Source organism: Nonomuraea guangzhouensis (genome assembly GCF_019396345.1).
Classification (GTDB): Bacteria; Actinomycetota; Actinomycetes; order Streptosporangiales; family Streptosporangiaceae; genus Nonomuraea; species Nonomuraea guangzhouensis.
The window spans coordinates 214,172-230,280 of sequence record NZ_JAHKRM010000005.1; the positions used below are offsets into that span (position 1 = coordinate 214,172).

Annotated in this window: 14 protein-coding genes; 4 read left to right on the plus strand and 10 right to left on the minus strand. The window is 72.0% G+C overall.

Translation table 11 applies throughout. The annotated features are described in order from the left end of the window. Positions 1-166: 166 nt before the first annotated feature. The 3 genes from KME78_RS66080 to KME78_RS11705 all read left to right on the plus strand — a co-directional run bounded on the left by KME78_RS66080 (position 167) and on the right by KME78_RS11705 (position 3,340). Positions 167-1,444: a sensor histidine kinase gene (locus tag KME78_RS66080; protein ID WP_308126902.1), complete on the plus strand. Its 1,278-nt coding sequence runs from the start codon at positions 167-169 to the stop codon at positions 1,442-1,444. Further along, on the plus strand, positions 1,441-2,175 hold the full coding sequence (locus tag KME78_RS11700) for a response regulator (protein ID WP_219528855.1): 735 nt from the start codon (positions 1,441-1,443) through the stop codon (positions 2,173-2,175). Before KME78_RS66080 ends, KME78_RS11700 begins: the two co-directional genes overlap by 4 nt. A gap of 289 nt (positions 2,176-2,464) precedes the next feature. Beyond that, complete coding sequence (locus KME78_RS11705) at positions 2,465-3,340, plus strand: NAD-dependent epimerase/dehydratase family protein (protein WP_219528856.1); 876 nt, start codon at positions 2,465-2,467, stop codon at positions 3,338-3,340. A 68-nt stretch (positions 3,341-3,408) separates the two neighbouring features. Here the strand turns inward: KME78_RS11705 and KME78_RS11710 are convergent, their stop codons facing one another. The 7 genes from KME78_RS11710 to KME78_RS11740 form a co-directional block, all read right to left on the minus strand. Then, positions 3,409-4,593: a CU044_5270 family protein gene (locus KME78_RS11710; RefSeq protein ID WP_219528857.1), complete on the minus strand. Its 1,185-nt coding sequence runs from the start codon at positions 4,591-4,593 to the stop codon at positions 3,409-3,411. A 29-nt stretch (positions 4,594-4,622) separates the two neighbouring features. After that, positions 4,623-5,180, minus strand: a complete 558-nt coding sequence (locus KME78_RS11715; RefSeq protein WP_219528858.1) for an RNA polymerase sigma factor — start codon at positions 5,178-5,180, stop codon at positions 4,623-4,625. Further along, positions 5,143-6,729: a transposase gene (locus KME78_RS11720; RefSeq protein WP_308126903.1), complete on the minus strand. Its 1,587-nt coding sequence runs from the start codon at positions 6,727-6,729 to the stop codon at positions 5,143-5,145. The genes KME78_RS11715 and KME78_RS11720 overlap by 38 nt, the downstream gene beginning before the upstream one ends. A gap of 557 nt (positions 6,730-7,286) precedes the next feature. Then, positions 7,287-7,907, minus strand: a complete 621-nt coding sequence (locus KME78_RS11725) for a class I SAM-dependent methyltransferase (protein WP_219528859.1) — start codon at positions 7,905-7,907, stop codon at positions 7,287-7,289. Positions 7,908-7,919: 12 nt separating this feature from the next. Beyond that, entirely contained in the window at positions 7,920-9,725 is a 1,806-nt protein-coding gene (locus tag KME78_RS11730; protein WP_219528860.1) for an alpha/beta fold hydrolase, read from the minus strand. 71 nt (positions 9,726-9,796) lie between these two features. Then, positions 9,797-11,176: an MFS transporter gene (locus tag KME78_RS11735; RefSeq protein WP_308126904.1), complete on the minus strand. Its 1,380-nt coding sequence runs from the start codon at positions 11,174-11,176 to the stop codon at positions 9,797-9,799. Next, positions 11,173-11,802, minus strand: coding sequence for a TetR/AcrR family transcriptional regulator (locus KME78_RS11740; protein WP_219528861.1), 630 nt, complete (start codon positions 11,800-11,802; stop codon positions 11,173-11,175). The genes KME78_RS11735 and KME78_RS11740 overlap by 4 nt, the downstream gene beginning before the upstream one ends. A gap of 156 nt (positions 11,803-11,958) precedes the next feature. Between KME78_RS11740 and KME78_RS11745 the strand changes: the two genes are divergently transcribed. Continuing rightward, positions 11,959-13,134: an acyltransferase family protein gene (locus KME78_RS11745; RefSeq protein WP_219528862.1), complete on the plus strand. Its 1,176-nt coding sequence runs from the start codon at positions 11,959-11,961 to the stop codon at positions 13,132-13,134. Here KME78_RS11745 and KME78_RS11750 read toward each other — a convergent pair. The 3 genes from KME78_RS11750 to KME78_RS11760 are packed head-to-tail and all read right to left on the minus strand — an operon-like array spanning position 13,061 to position 16,107. Next, on the minus strand, positions 13,061-14,248 hold the full coding sequence (locus tag KME78_RS11750) for a sensor histidine kinase (protein ID WP_219528863.1): 1,188 nt from the start codon (positions 14,246-14,248) through the stop codon (positions 13,061-13,063). The genes KME78_RS11745 and KME78_RS11750 overlap by 74 nt on opposite strands. Next, entirely contained in the window at positions 14,245-14,916 is a 672-nt protein-coding gene (gene cseB / locus KME78_RS11755; protein WP_219528864.1) for a two-component system response regulator CseB, read from the minus strand. Before cseB ends, KME78_RS11750 begins: the two co-directional genes overlap by 4 nt. 15 nt (positions 14,917-14,931) lie before the next feature. After that, on the minus strand, positions 14,932-16,107 hold the full coding sequence (locus KME78_RS11760) for an ABC transporter permease (RefSeq protein ID WP_219528865.1): 1,176 nt from the start codon (positions 16,105-16,107) through the stop codon (positions 14,932-14,934). Positions 16,108-16,109: the final 2 nt, after the last annotated feature.

Sequence of the window (16,109 nt, forward strand, 5' to 3'; positions counted from 1 at the left end):
CCGGAACATGGCTCCGGTGGTTGCTTGCATGCCAACGCACACTAGGCAGCGGTCCGTCACCGGTCGTCACGCCGCCGAGCGATCTTCACCGTCACTGACGCGAGGGACCTCCCGTCCCCCACATGAGGGATGCCAGCACCCCACACAAACCGGAACAATGACCTGCGTGGAGCGAGCGGGCGGATGGGCGGACAGGGGACGGCGGTTCGCCGCGGCCCCGTACGCGCCCGTCGTGGTGGGCGTGCTGCTGGCGCTGCTCGCGGTGGCCGAGTCGATCGCGCAGGCCCAAAGCCCGCGGCTGGCCCAGGTGATCGGGCTCGTCGACACCGAGCCGGTGGGCGCGACGATCCGGCACGCCGCGAGTACGCCGCCGCCCGAGTACGCCGCCACCCCGCTGTACCTGGTGATACTCCCCCTGGTCGGCCTGGCCACCACGCTGCCGGTCGCGTTCTCGCGGGGGCACGCGATCGGGGCCGGGGTGGCGGTGTTCGCGACGATGGGGCTGTCACTCGTGGCCTTCCAGACGCTGACCGTGGCGGGCGTGGGCGCGCAGCTGATCGCCGGATACCGGCTCGGCCGCGCGGGTTCGCAGCGGCTGGCGCTGGTTCTCGCCGCGCCGTACCTGGTGCTGGCCCTGTCCGGTGTCGCCACGGCAGGCGGTGAGGTACGGATTCTCATCCTGCTGCTGGCCTGCCTGACCCCGGCGGCGGCCCTGGCCGGAACGGCCCGGCGGGCGCGCAACGAGGCCGTGGCCAACACCACCGCCCGGCAGGCCATCGCCGACACCCTGATAGAGCACACGGCACGCGGCGAACGCGCCCGCATCGCCCGCGAACTGCACGATGTCGTCGCCCACCACATCTCCATGGTCGCCGTACAGGCGGAGACCGCCCGGCTGACCACTCCCGGCATGCCGTCCGCCGGCGCCGAGCGGCTGTCCGCCATCGGCGACACCGCGCGGGCGGCGCTGACCGAGATGCGGCGGCTGCTCGGGGTGCTGCGCGAGGACGCGGAGGCGGACCCGGCGGTCCGGCGCCCCCAGCCCGGCCTGCGCCTGCCGGAGCTCAACGAGTTGCTCGACGAGTCACGGGACGCGTCGGGGACGGGGACGCGCCTCATCCTCCGCGGCCCGCCGCTCACGCTCGACCCTGGCGTCGAACTCGCGGCCTACCGCATCGTCCAGGAGGCCCTCACCAACGCCCGGCGGCACGCGCCCGGCGCCGCCGTCGATGTGGAACTGCACTACACCGGCGACGACCTGCGGGTGCTCATCCGCGACAACGGTCCCGGGCTGTCCACCGAGACGCCCGGCGGCGGTCATGGACTGTCCGGCATGCGCGAACGCGCCGCGGCCGTCGGCGGCGCGTTGCGCGCCGGCCCCGCCGAAGGCGGCGGCTTCCTCGTCGAGGCCCGCCTGCCGGGAAAGGAGGAGATGGCCCGATGAGCGCCGAGCCCCCGGCGGATGGCCGGTTGGGTGCCGAGCCCCTGGTGGATGACCACCGGCCCTCAGCGGTCCGGATCGCCGTTGTCGATGATCACCCGGTGGTCCGCACCGGTTTCGCCGAACTGCTCGACACCCAACCGGACTTCGAGGTCGTCGGTACGGCCGCCGACGGCGCCGAGGCCGTACGGATCTGCCGCGAGCTGTCCCCCGACGTCGTCCTCATGGACGTCCGCATGCCGGGCATGGACGGCATCGAAGCCACCCGGCGACTGGCCGGCTCCACCGCTGCCGGGCCGCGCGTCCTCATCCTGACGACCTTCGACCTGGACGAGTACGTCTATGACGCGCTGCGCGCCGGAGCCAGCGGGTTCCTGCTCAAGGACGTCACCGCCGAACGGCTCTTCGACGCGGTACGGGTCATCGCCGCCGGTGAAGCGCTGCTGGCCCCGGCTGTGACCCGTCGCCTCATCAGCGAGTTCGCCCAGCTGCGGCCGAAACCTGAGGCTGCCTCCACTGCCGCGCTCACCCCCCGCGAAACGCAGGTCCTGCGGCTCATCGCCGAAGGGCTGTCCAACCCGGAGATAGCCGGCCGGTTGACGGTCACGGAGGAGACCGTCAAGACGCACGTGAGCCGGGTGCTGAGCAAGCTCGGGCTCCGCGACAGGACGCAGGCGGTCGTCACCGCGTACGAGACGGGACTGGTCGTGCCGCGCTTCCATGGGTCGAGATAGCGTGCCGCGCTCCGGCGGGCTGCGATAGCGTGCCGCGCTTCCATGGGTCGAGATAGCGTGCCGCGCTCCGGCGGGCTGCGATAGCGTGCCGCGCTTCCGTGGGTCGAGACGGCGGGTCGCCGCCCCGCAGGCCGGGACAGTCCGCGCGGAGCGGTCGGGCCGACGAGCTGACGCGCGAAACGGACGGGCTAACGAGCCGACGCGCGGAACGGCCAGGCTGACGAGCCGACCGGCGGAGCCGCAGGACCGACGAGCCGTGGCTGGGGACGTTCCGCAATAATCTTCCCTCATGCATGTCTTCGTCGCGGGCGCTTCGGGCGCCGTCGGCCGGTTGCTCGTCCCGCTGCTGATCGGCGCCGGACACCGGGTCACCGGAGGTTCCCGCTCCGACGCGGGCCTGGAGTCACTGCGCGCCCAGGGGGCGACCCCGGTACGGGTGGACGTCTTCGACGCCGCCGCAACACAGCGCGCGCTCGCCGACGCGGCCCCCGACGCGATCATCCACCAGCTCACCGCGCTGAGCGGCGGGGCCCTCGCCGAGAACAGCCGCATCCGCCGGGTGGGCACCCGTAACCTCGTCGACGCCGCCAAGGAAGCGGGCGTCGGCCGTATCGTCGCCCAGTCCATCGCCTGGGCGTACGAGCCGGGAGACGCGCCGGCCACCGAGAGCGTCCCGCTCGACGTCAGCGCGGCCGAGCCCAGGGCGGGCATGGTCGGCGGCGTTCGCGCGCTGGAGGAGACGTCGGCCGAGCTGGAACACCACGTCATCCTGCGCTACGGCATGTTCTACGGCCCGGGCACCTGGTACTCCCCCGACGGCCTGGCCGCGGCGCGGCTGCGTGGCGAGGCGGCGGCGGGGTTCCCGGGGAAGCTGGTGGCCAACGATGCCGTCACCTCGTTCCTGCACGTGGCGGACGCGGCGCGGGCGGCCGTCGCCGCCCTTGATTGGCCGAGCGGCCCGGTCAACATCGTCGACGACGAGCCCGCGCCGGCCTCCGAGTGGCTCCCGGCGCTGGCCAAGGCGGTTGGCGCGCCCATACCCGTCCCGGACGAGCGGGCCGGGCGCGCCGGGTGGGAGCGTGGCGCCGACAATGGCCTGGCCCGCGCCACACTCGGCTGGCGGCCGGTCCACCCGACCTGGCGGACCGGCTTCAACGCCGGCTGAGCCCCCACCCGATCTGGCGGATCGGCTTGGAGGCCGGTTGAGTGTTTACCAGCCCCGGCGCTCGCGCGTCAGGCCGGGAGGTCGCCCAGGCGGTCGGCCCAGCCCATCCGCTCCAGGGCCACCCGCAGGAGCGGCTGCCCCTTCTGCACGACCTCGTACTGCAGCAGCTCGGCCGTCTCCTCGTTGATGATCATCCGGAACTCGACCCCGTCGTCCCCCGCCGTCGACAGGGCGACCCCGGTACGCCCCACCGCGTCGGTGACCTGACCCTGCGAGGTGATGCCCTTCTGCTCGGCCAGCACCTTGAACAGGGCCGACCGGGTGCCGGGCGTGATCGGCGCGGTCATCAGGTCCACGCCCGTCTGCCACAGGTAGACGGTCATGCCGGTCCGGGCGCTGTTGGGGCTCTGCTTGAACAGGGTGTCCAGGCGGCGCTTCATCGCGTCCTGGCCGGTGGGCAGCCGCGAGATGTTCTGGATCGTCAGGCTCGGGTTGTCGATCGACAGGATCCGTTCGCTGCTCTCGTCGTGCGTGGTGGGCTTCTTGTCCACCAGGGCGGGTGAGCCCGCGGCCTTCCAGTCGGCTTCGTCCTGCGGGGAGCCGAAGGTGACGTTCACGTCCTGGTGTCCGGCGAAGCGGTTGGCCTCGCCCGGCTTCATCGCGCGCCAGGATTCCTGCGTGTCGGAGGTGAACGCCTGGTACGGCAACTCGGAGGTCTTGAGCTTGACCATCTTCCGCGTGATGTCCTTGCGCTGGGCGGCGAGCTCGTCCGGCTTGTCCTTGAGCTCTTTCTCCTTCCGCTTCTCCTCCGCTATCAGGGCCTCCATCGCCGCCATGTACTCGCTCGGCACGACGTGCACCTTCTGGTAGGTGCGCTCGCGGACGTACCAGTAGCGGCCGGAGGTGGCCGGCTCGCGCACCGCGGTCGCGGCCGCCGCGAGCAGGAACGAGCGGGCGTCCACCGGCTTGGCCACGATCGCGGTCTGCGCGGTGGGAAGCGTGGCGGTCGGCGTGATGGCCGGGGGCGCGGTGCGCGAGCCGGCCACGACGATCACCGCAGCCGCGGCCACTCCGGCCGCGGCCGTGCCCGCGACCAGCAGGAACGGGATCCGGAACCGCGTTCGGGGCGGGTGCGCGGAGCGGGGGATCTGGAAGGCGCGGGCCAGGTCGGCCGAGCGGCGCCGCCGATGGGCCTCTTCTGTCATCTCGTCCAGCTCCGCGGGCTTGAGCTGGGCGAACAAGTGATCGGTCATGTCATCCTCCGGGTGGGGTGCTGCGGGCATCAGGTCTCTGAGCTCTCTTGGAACCGGCCGCGGACCGTACGGGCCCGAGGGCGCGCGCCGCCCGGCTCCAGGCGCAGCGCGTTGGCCAGCCGTTTGCGCGCGCGGTGGAGCCTGACGTTGTACGTCCTGACCGAACAGCCCATGACGGCGGCGGCCTGCTCGGGCGGCAGGCCGTACCAGGTGGCGAACACCATCGCCTCCACGTCCTGCTCCGGCAGGGCCGACAGCGCGGCCAGCGCGCTTTCGCGGTCGATGACGTGGTCGGCCACGTCCCAGCTCACGTGTTCCCGCGAGGTGGTCAGTGCCGTTATCCGGTCGACCAGGGCCTGCCGCCGATGGCGCGAGTCGCGCTGCTTGGCCAGCAGGTTGCGCGCCACGCCGAGCAACCACGGCAGTGGCGGCTCCGGCAGGTCGTCCAGCCGCCGCCAGGCGACGAGGAACGTCTCGCTGGACACGTCCTCGGCCGCGTCACGCTCGGCACGCAGCAGCGCGTAGCCCAGAACGCTCCGGTAGTGCCGGTCATAGAGCTCGGTGAATCGTTCTTGAGGATCGTCCACACCCAGTAGTCCCTCCAACCGCTCCGGGATTACCGCACCGTTCCTGAACAGTGAACGTGAGTTGCACTGGCGTGCCCCGAACGGTGTTGGGCGCGCTGGTCTCCCGCGTTCTGGCCGCATCCGGGCCGGGCGCATCGTGTGCGTGGTCCGGTGTGCGGTGGCGGGTTCCCTCACGCCCGGCAGCACGCCGACCGGCCTGGGCGGTCCGATGCCCCATACGATCGCTCTGGTCGTGTGGGGGCGGTGCCGTCCGTCGCCGGATCGGGTGCTGCTGGGCGCGTCGTCCTATCGCCACGGCCGCGGCGTCGTGACGGGTGGTCTTACGGTTGTTCGAGGCGAGGGGCTTTTGCCAGTGTTGAGCTCCCCATTTGGAGGTGTAGGCGGGATCCACAGCGATGATCGCGATGCCGGTCGCCTGGGCCATGCTGGACAGACGGGCGCGAAGTCTGCCGGTGGGCATGCCGGAGATGAGCTGCCGGAACCGCTTGTTGCGGCCGTGTTTCTCGCGGGTCTTGTCGGCGGTGAAGTCGAGGTCTTCGACGGCGATGGCGCGCACTCCGCACGCTTGGGCCCAGTGCAGCAGGCGGGTCAGGGCGTGTCGGACCTGGGCGTCGCGGTGGCCGGCGGTGCCGGACAGGTCGTAGCCGAAGCGGCGCGGGTGGCCGATCGGGTTGCCGTGCATGTCCAGCCGCCAGGCGGCCAGATGATCGGCGTTCATATCGACGCCGATGACTCCGTTGGCGAGGGCGGCTGCGATCGGGATGGCCTGAGTGACCGGATGCTGCCAGGAGGCGGTCAGATACCAACGGCCGCGTTCCACGTCCAGGTGGATGCGGTAGGCGACGGCCCGGTTGGCTTGCACCCGGTCGGCCCACTGCTGCCCGCGGTGCGCAAAGCGCACCTTGGCGGCGAGCACATAGCGGCCGTGCTCGGCGTTGGCGTATGCGGCGAGCGGGGCCGGAAGCTTGATGGACACCTCACCGTCGGGGGTGACGCGGATGGTTTCGTTGCCGTAGCGCTTGCCCGACTCGCCGTCGGTTTGCAGGAACCACCGCTCGGCCTGCCACCGCTGCCGCCATTCGCTCTCGGTGAGGTGGGCGGCGGCCAGGTGGTGCCGGGTGCGGGCCAGTTGCTTGCCGCCCCGCACGATGTGGACGCGTCCGGCCTGCCAGTCGGCACGTTCGCGCTCCAACTGCCCGGTCAGTACGTGCAGGCGGCGGGTTTTGGCGTGCCACTCCTGCCTGCTTCGGTAGCCGCCCGGCGCCTTCTTCGAACCCTTGGCGCCGATCGGCTGAGACAGCCGGTGCGTGATCGCCGCGATGCCTGCCTCAAGGAACCGGAGGTGGGCCAATTGGCAGCGGCGGGCCAGCGCCCACTGGTCATGGCTGGCCCTGGTTATACTGCTCGCCCACCGTGAGGACGACTCGGGTGTCAGCTCTCGCTTGCGCGTCGCCCACCGCGTCGTGGAGTGCTCCAGCCCATCACGGCAGCGCGCCGCGAGATCCCTCGAGGCCAGCGAGCCCAGATGCGCGCCCACCAGCCTCAGCACCTGCTCATCGCGCGCTGTCAGGCCCTTGAGTCGATCCCGGATCGCCACCCCAGACGGCCCGGCAGCCACGAACGGCGCAGCGATCGGCCGCAACGGGTCAGCCACTCGCGGCCGCCAGCGCCGTGTGGGTGAGCACATTCACCGGCCGACGACCAGAGCGGAGGGCGCATGAGATCAGTGCAACCACGACAGAACCCCACCAATACACCGAGATCACCTACACTCCACCTCCAGTCCTTCACCGACGGTGACCGTTAGACTACCGAAATTTGCCCCGCCGGGTAGAACATTTGAGCGATACACAGCCGCCGCTCAAACCACGTCCACCCCACTACGACCAGGCACGACCGGCATTGCAAACCTCGACGCCCACCGCGATCAGGCCGATCAAAATCTCTCAGCCGCAATCGGGAACGCGCCGTCACGCAATCACCGGGAGACCACATAAGACCTCCCCCGCGCGCCCATTCCGTCGCATTCACATGAAGACCGACGCAATGAGAAGCACACCATGCACACTCGACAGCCAACAGTTCGCAACTCCATCCGGAATCTAGTCAGCCGCCCGGTTTGCGAGCCCAGAACAGGGCGTGCCCACTGTCCCCTTCCGGGATGAACTCCTCCGAGATGATCTCCAGCCCGGCCTCCCGCAGCCAGGACCGGTAGGTGGCCACATCGGTGTGGCTCCACCACATGGGCGTGGCGCCGCCGAGCCACCCGTCCTCGGTACCGGTCCATGGTTCCCAGCCTGCGGTGGCCAGGAGCAGACCCGAGGGCCGCAGCCAGGCGGCGATGCGCTCGATGAGCCGCGGCTGACGTTCCAGTGGCAGGTGGATGAGGGTGTACAGGCAGACGACCGCGTCGAAGGAGGCGTCCGGCAGGTCCAAGGCCGTGGCGTCGCCCCGGACGAAGGTGGCGGCGGGCACGAGACGGCGAGCCCGTTCGATCTGGACGTCGCTGAGGTCGACGCCCGTCACGCCGTGCCCGGCCGCGGCCAGCGACCGGGCGACGGGGACCCCGCAGCCGCAGCCGAGATCCAGCACGGAGGCCCGGGGCGGCAGACGGGAATGGAGCTCTTCGAGCCACGGGGCGTATTCGCCGTCGTCGTCCTCGTCGCCCCGGTAGAGGTAGGACAGCTCGTTGTAGCCGTGCCGGACCAGGTCGGTTTCCTCGCTCATACGGTTACTAGATCACGTACCAGGAGACGAGAACGGACGGCCGTCGAAGGTGCCGGAAAGGGCGGGGCGCTCCTGCGCGGTGAACGCCTGCCAGGTCAGCGTGATGTCGTGCGCTCGGCCGTCGGCGCCGGTCGCGCGTAGCGCGGCGGTGGCCTGGCCGGTCACGCTGAGGCGGATGTCGCCGTCGGCCTGGAGGTCGGTGACGAAGCGGGTCTGGTCCAGGGTGATGGTGTCGTCGTGGAAGTCGACCCGGCCGCCGCGCAGCCCCGGTTCGGTCTTCAGCCGGGCGTGGAGCAGCGCGTACGGATTGCGCCGGGAGGTGGCGTCCACGGCCGTGGCGAAGACCGCCGAGACGGTACGCCGCTCGGACTCCCTCAATCCAGTGGCCGGGATCGCGGTGACATCTGCCGAAGATCGCGGGAATGCTCCGGCCGCGCGATAGTTCTCCGCATCGCACCGCAGGTCAGGGACCCGATGGGCGGGGTCGGACAGGAAGGCGCGCAGCCCCGTACGCACGCACTCGCCGACCGGCCCGCCGCCCCAGGCGAGGCTGTGCCCGCCATAGCGGACCCGGACGACCTTGGCGTTCGGGAAGGTACGCAGGGCGCGGGCGACCTCGGCGGGGCTCTGGGTGTCGAAGTCGCCGCCGACCACCAGCACCGGTACGGCCGGGCGCGTGGCCCGCGGCGGGACCGGAGGGTTGTCGCGCGGCGTGGGCCAGTTCACGCAGAACTCCAGGGCCGCCGCGCCGGTCACGCCCATGTCGGCGGGGGTGAAGGGCGCGAGGGGGCGTTCCTCGCGGAAATAGCGTTCGATCTGGCGCTCGCGCTCGGCCGCAGTGGCGTCCCGGTCGAAGGGGAACGAGCCGTCGCCGCAGCGGTGAGCCAGGTAGCCCGCCCATTCGGCGCCCTCGACGGGCTGCTGGGGGCTCCCGCTCACCACGCGGGCCAGCCGTCGCAGCGGTGCCGGGTCGCCCCGCAGGTAAGCGGTGGCGGCGGCGCTCGACTCCCGGCCGAACACCGGCTGCTGCACGTTGCGCACGACGGCGATGAGCGAGCCGATCGGCAGTTCGGCATCGGGCTCGGCCCGCAGGTGGGCCACCAGGCGGGTCCAGGTGCCGCTCGCGTCTCCCGGCAGCGCACGGCAGGCGCGGGACCGCTCGCAGACCAGGTCGAGCCGGTCGAGGCGGCTCCGCATCGGCCAGAGCGCGTACCCGTCGGGTGCGGTGATCGTGGTGCTGTCGAGGAAGGCGGCGGACAGGCTCTCGGGGTAACGGGTCGCGTACGCCTGGGCGTACAGGGTGCCGTACGAGTTGCCGTAGAAGGTGATCTCCGGCACGCCGAGCGCCCGCCGGACCGCGTTCATGTCGGCCACCACCTGGTCGGCGGTGAAGTACTGGGCGCGGGGGCCGAGCTGTCGCGCGCACGCGGTGATCGTGTCCGGGGCCATCAGGTTGAGGCCGGGGCACAGCAGCGGCGACGACTTGCCCAGCCCGCGCGGTTCGACGACGAGCAGGTTCTGCCGGTCGAGCACGGGGCCGAGTGTCTGCTGGATGATCGGGATCTGCGGCAGCGCGGGAAGGGGCCCGCCGGGATTGGCGAGGATCGTGCCCTTCGCGCCGGCCTTCGCGGGCAGCCAGGCGAAGGAGACGGTGATGCGCTCGGAGGACGGGTCGTTCCAGTTCAGCGGCACCGATACCGTGCCGTCGCAGCGGCTGACCGCCGTGGCGCACTCGTGCACGGGATCGGCGAAGGCGGGGATGGCGGGCAAGGCGGCCGTTGCCAGCGCGATGCCTACCACTAACGCTCTGAAATCCATCAGTCCAGCATCATCATCAGCCGATAGGTATTCTTCCGCCCTTCGTACGATTTCCGGCTGGGAGCAGGATCCTAGTCACTACTCCGCGCCGGGACCGGCGTCGTGGAAGAGCCGGTTCGGGGCAGCAGGGACGCCGGTAGCAGGGCGAGGGCGGCCAGAGCGGCCAGGACCAGCAGGGCGGGCCCCATCGCGGTGGCGGGCGAGCTGATCAGCATGACGCTGGTGGCGACGGCGATGCCGAGGGTCGGGCCGATGTTCATGGCGGTCTGCTTGAGCCCGCCGACGACTCCGGCGTACCCGGGCGGCGCGTCGCCGACGACGGTGCCGGTGGCGGTGACCATGACGGTGGCGAACCCCGCGCCGAGCACCGCGAAGCTCACACCGGTCGCCACCGACACGCCGGCCGGACCGAGCCGGGACAGGGCCGCGATGCCCAGGACGAGCAGGACCGTACCGGCGATCGCGGTGTGGCGCGGGCCGAAGCGGCGCAGCGCGGCGGCGGCGACGGGCGCGCCGGCGACCATGAGCGCGGTCATCGGAAGGACCAGCAGGCCGCCGGCGAGCGGATCCAGCCCGAGCGTGTCCTGGAGATAGAACGTGGCCACGAACAACGCGCCGAACAGGCCGGCGGTGACCAGGAGCAGGATCGCCATCGACGCGGTCACCGGTAAGGACCGGGCCACGGCGGGCGGCACGATCGGCTGCGTGCCGCGGCGTTCGCGTACGACGAGTGCGGCGGCGCCGGCCGCGGTGGCGGCGAGTTCGAGCAGCGTCGGCGCGGTCCATCCGCGGGCCGGCAGGGCGACCAGAGTGTGCACCAGGAGTGCGAGCGTGCCCGCGAGCAGCGCCGCTCCGGTGAGGTCGAGCCGCTGGGATCCGGTGCGGTCCGGCGCCGGTACCCGTACGGCGAGGGTGAGCGCGGCGATCGCCAGGGCGATGGGGATGTTGACCACGAACACCGCCCGCCAGCCCAGGTTGGTGACGAGAACGCCGCCGAGCAGCGGGCCGGTCGCCGCGGCCACGCCGATGGCGCTGGTACGAACCGCGATGGCCCGGCCGAGCCGTTCGGCCGGGTAGGCCAGCCGCAGCAGGGCGAGCGTGGCTGGCTGCAGGAGCGCGCCGAACACGCCCTGCACGGCCCGCAGCGCGATCACCCAGCCGACTCCGGGTGCCAGCGCGATGCCGGCCGACGCGGCGGCGAAGCCGAGCACGCCGGCGAACAGCAGGCGCCGGTGCCCGTACCGGTCGCCGAGGCGGCCGGCGATGACGAGCAGCGCGGCCACCGCGAGCAGGTAGGCGGTGTTGGTCCACTGGACCTGCGCGATGCTCGCGCCCAGGCCGCGTTGCAGGCTGGGCTGCGCCACGATCAGGACCGTGCCGTCCAGCGCGACGATCATCGCGCCGCCCACGCTGGCCAGGAGCGCCAGGCGATGCCGTACGGACGCGGTCACGAGCCCACCGGGCCGAGGTGCGCGTCCAGGGCCGCCGCCACCAGTTCGTCGAGACGGTCATCACCAGGCGCGTCGCCCGGTGGCGGGGCGCCGAGGGCGAGCGGCAGGCTGCCCCAGGCCCATAGCTGGGCAATGCCATGCAGGTTCGCCCAGAGGGTGGCGGCCGTCACTTCCGGTGGCGGCCCAGCCTCGCCGAGAAGGCCCACATGGTCCGACTGGTATCGAGTGACGAGGGCGACGACGTGCTCGAACAGCGGCAGGGTCGACTCCCGAAGCCGCGGCGGGTCGGCGGAGTGCTGTTCGCTGTCGAGCAGGTCGTGCCGGAACATCAACTCGAACATGCCACGACACTCCAGCGCGTACCCGACGTACACCCGCGCCAGCGCCCGCAACTGATCGCGTGGCGCCGCCTCGCCGTCGCCCGCCGCCACGAACCGGGCCGTGAGGTCGGCGAAGCCACGGCGGGCGATCGCGGACAGCAGCGCGTGATGTGTGGGGAAGTAACGGCGCGGGGCTCCGTGCGACACCCCCGCCCGGCGGGCGATCTCCCGCAGCCCCAGCGAGGCGGCTCCGTCGGTCATCACGAGGTCCACTCCGGCGTCGATCAGCCGGTCTCGAAGATCCATAGACAGTGTCTACCAGCCGGGCGTAGACACTGTCTACGCCCTCGTCTCATACCTCAGAGCTACGCGAAACGTGCACTCTCCGGCGGGAGGCCGACCACAGGGTGGGATCCGTAGCTTCGGTGCCGCAACCACCGGCATACGGAAGGACCATCCGCCATGGCATCCCCCCAGCTCATCCGGCGGATCGAGTCGGCGACCCCGCCCGCCCGCGACCGGGCCGTCGACGCGCTGCGTGCGCTGGCCATCCTGGGGGTGGTGCTCGGCCACTGGCTGGTGACCGCCGTGGTCGTCGGCGACGACGGGACGGTGCGCGTGGCCAGCCCGCTCAAGGAGCTGCCCCAGCTCGCCCCTGTCTCCTGGGTGTTCCAGACGCTGGCGGTGTTCTTCCTGGTGGGCGGGCAGGTGGGGGCCAAGGGCTACGCCTCCGCCCGCGCCCGTGGCATGACGTACGGGCAGTGGCTCGGCGGGCGGATGGCCCGGCTGTCCCGGCCGGTCGCCGCCGTGCTGGTGGTGTGGGCCGTGGCGGCGGTCGCGCTGCTGGCCGCCGGGGTCAGCCTGGAGACCGTGAGCGCGCTGGTCAGGCTGGTGCTGTCGCCGCTGTGGTTCCTGCTGGTCTTCGCGGCGCTGACGGTGGTGACGCCGCTGGTCGCCAGGCTGCATCCGCTGTGGCCGTTCGCCGTCGTGCTGCTCGTCGACCTGATCCTGTACGGCCTGGACGGCCCCGCCTGGCTCGGCCGGATCAACGTGGTGGCCGGCTGGCTGGTCCCGTACTGCCTGGGCGCGGCCTGGGCCCGAGGCGACCTGTACGACCGCAGGACCGGATGGGCACTGCTGCTCGGCGGCGCCGCCACCTCGGCCGGGCTCGTCCTGTGGGCCGGATACCCGGCCGCCATGGTCGGGGTGCCCGGTGCCCCGATCTCCAATCTCGACCCGCCCACCCTGGCGGTCGTCGCCTTCGGGCTGGCCCAGTGCGGGGCGGCTCTGCTGCTGCTCGGTCCGCTGCGGCGGGTCTTGCGCCGTCCGGCCGTCTGGGCGGCGGTGGCGCTGGTGAACCTGTCAGCGATGACGATCTTCCTGTGGCACCAGACCGCGATGATCGTGGTCACGGTGGCCGGGCTGTTCGTGGGGGACGCGCTGCCCGGTCTGCACACCGCTCCCGACGGATTCAGGTGGGTGCTGGTCCGGCTGGTCTGGCTGCCGGTGTTCGGGGTTGTCCTGCTGGGGTGCTGGGCCGTGGTCCGAACGTACGAGCGGGATGTCAGCCGGCCGGCAGACGGAGGACGGCGACAGCGCCGTCGGGGGCGTTGGCCAGGGTCAGGTCGGCGCCGATGACCTGGGCCTGCCCCAGCGCGATCGTCAGCCCGAGGCCGTGACCGCGACCGCGTTCGGCGGCACCCGTGCGGAAGCGTCTCGGGCCGTCGGCGAGCAGCTCCGGAGGGAAGCCCGGGCCCCGGTCGCGGACCTCGATCACGTGGTCGTGGACGGTGATCTCCACCGGGGGCGCGCCGTGGCGGTGGGCGTTGAGCACGAGGTTGGCGAGGATCCGGTCCAGGCGGCGCGGGTCCGTCTCGGCCACCGGATCCCCCGACGCCAGCACCCGCGCCTCGACCCCCACCCGGGCCGCGGACTCCTCGGCCACCTCGGCCAGCGGCACCCGTACCCGCTCGGCGACCTCGGCGCCCGCGTCCAGCCTGGAGACCTCCAGCAGGTCCTCCACCAGCGAGCGCAGCACCCGCACCCGGTCGCGTACCAGATCGGTGGCCTCGCCCTCCTCCAGCAGTTCGACGACGGTGACCAGGCCCATCAGCGGGGTACGCAGGTCGTGCGCGACGTCGGCCGTGAAGCGCTGTTCGGCCAGTAGCCGCCGCTGCAGGCCGGCGGCCATGGAGTTGAGTCCGGCGCCGATCTCGGCGATCTCGTCCCGGCCGCGCGCGTCGGTGCGAGCGGCCAGGTCGCCGTCGGCGATCCGGCGGGCGGTGCGGGCCATGCGCCGCAGCCGCCGGTTCGGGAGTTCGGCGGCCAGGACCGACAGCGGTACCACCCCGGCCAGGGCGAGCAGCGCGGCCTTGACCATGTCGCGATCCAGCGCGTACAGGCTGAGCAGCTCCGAGCCCATCGAGATCTGTGCGCTCGCCGCCTCGCGGCCGTCGCCGCCGTACGGCTGGGCGGCCCACATCCACGGCTCGTCCCGGTGGTCGAGCCCGTACCAGGTCACCGTCCGGCCGGGCCGCAGCTGGGCGGCCAAAGCGTCAGGGAGTTCGTCGACGGCCACCACGTCGGCGGAGGCCAGTGACTTGTCGACGGCCACCTCGGCCCGGGCCTTGCCCAGGTCCAGGGCGCGCTGCCAGGTCGCCTGGTGCACCAGGAGCCCGACCACGGCGGCGACGACGGTGGCGGCGAGGGTGACGAGGGCGGCGATCTTCCAGCGCAGCGAAGCCGGATTCATGTGACGCTCAGCTTGTAACCGAACCCGCGGACCGTCTCGATCCGCTCGGCGCCGATCTTCTTGCGCAGGCGCTGTACGCACAGGTCGACCACGCGGCTGTCGCCGTCCCAGCCGTAGTCCCACACGGTGCGCAGCAGCGTCGCCCGTTCCAGCACGATGCCGGGGTGGGCGGCGAACTCCAGCAGCAGCCGCAGCTCGGTCGGGCTCAGCTCGACGCGTCGCCCGGCCCGCCGTACCTCCAGCGCGCCGGTGTCGACGCTCAGGTCGCCGAAGGTGAGCGCCGCGCTCGCCGCGGCCTGCCCGGCGAAGGTGGCCCGGCGCAGCAGCGAGCGGATCCTGGCCACCAGCACCGGCAGGTCGACCGGTTTGACCACGTAGTCGTCGGCGCCGCCCTCCAGCCCCGCGACGATGTCCAGGCCGTCACCGCGGGCCGACATCATGAGGATCGGCACCTGACTGGTCTCCCTGATCCTGCGGCACACGCTGATGCCGTCGAGGCCCGGCAGCATCACATCCAGCAGCAGCAGGTCGTGACCACCCGCCTGAGCGGCCTCCAGCCCGGCCAGCCCGTCAGCGGCGGTGGTCATCCGATAGCCGTAGCGTTCCAGAGCCAGGCCCACCGACGCGCGGATCACCGCGTCGTCCTCGACGAGCAGCAGGGATGTCATGAAAGTGCACCATACCTAGCGAAGTGCGGCGACCGGCTCCATGCGAGCGGCCCTCAAAGCCGGGTACAGGCCCGCGAGCAGCCCGACGACGGCACCGGCGGCCGGCGCCATGACGGCCAGCCGTACATCCATGACCGGAGTCCATTGCTTGATGGCGCAGACCACGACGATCACCACGATCCCCCCGGAAGCGCCGATGACGCCGCCGGTCAGCCCGGTAAGGGTGGATTCCAGCAGGAACTGCGCGGCGATGTGGCGGCGGGCGGCGCCCAGGGCGCGGCGCAGGCCGATCTCGGCGACGCGCTCCATCACGGTCACCAGCGTGACGTTGGCGATGCCGACCGCGCCGACCACCAGGGAGACCAGCCCGAGGATCAGGAACAGGGCATTGACGTCGCCTTGCACCGCGTCGCGTGCTCTGGTGGGGCTGGATGGCGAGCTGACCTGGAGGAGGGCCTCGTTGCCTGGGCTGAGCGCGGCCGGCGCCTGCTTGGCGATCAGTTCGGCGGCGCCGAGGCCGGTGTTGACCAGGACCCGGGTCACGGTGCCCAGGCCGTAGCGCTTGCCGACGGACGGGGGCAGCAAGACCGCGCTCGCGAGGCTCTTCTCGCGTCGCGGGTCGCCGAGCACGCCGATGACGGTGTACGCCTGGGTGCCGATGAAGACGGCCGGGGCCCGGGTCAGCCGGGTGATGCCCAGCAGCTTGGCCGCGTGCTGACCCAGCACGACGACCTGGTCCCCGCGGGCGATGTGCCCGGAGTCGAAGTAGCGGCCCTCGATCATCCTGCCTTTGACCGCGGCGGGCAGGCCGGGGCTGCTGGAGAGCACGGTCAGGGTCTGGGTGGTGATCCGGGTCGGGTCCACGAGGTCGTTGGAGCGGACGCTGAGGTTGGCGCTCTGTTCCGACTCGGCGAGCCCGGCGGCGGAGACCACCCCGCGCAGCCGGCTCACCCGGCTGACGTCGGCCCAGTCGACCAGGGGGAACGGGCGGTCCGGGACGTCGACCGTGATGGAGGTGGCGGTGAGCTCGTCGAAGCGGCCGACGATCTGGTTGCCCGCCGTCGCGGCGACGCCCAGGGTGACCACGAGCGTGGAGATGCCCAGCACGGTGCCCAGCGTGGTCAGCGCCGAGCGCACCGGGCGGGCCAGCAAGCCCGCCACGGCCTCGTTCAGCAGGTCGCGAGGGTGCACGT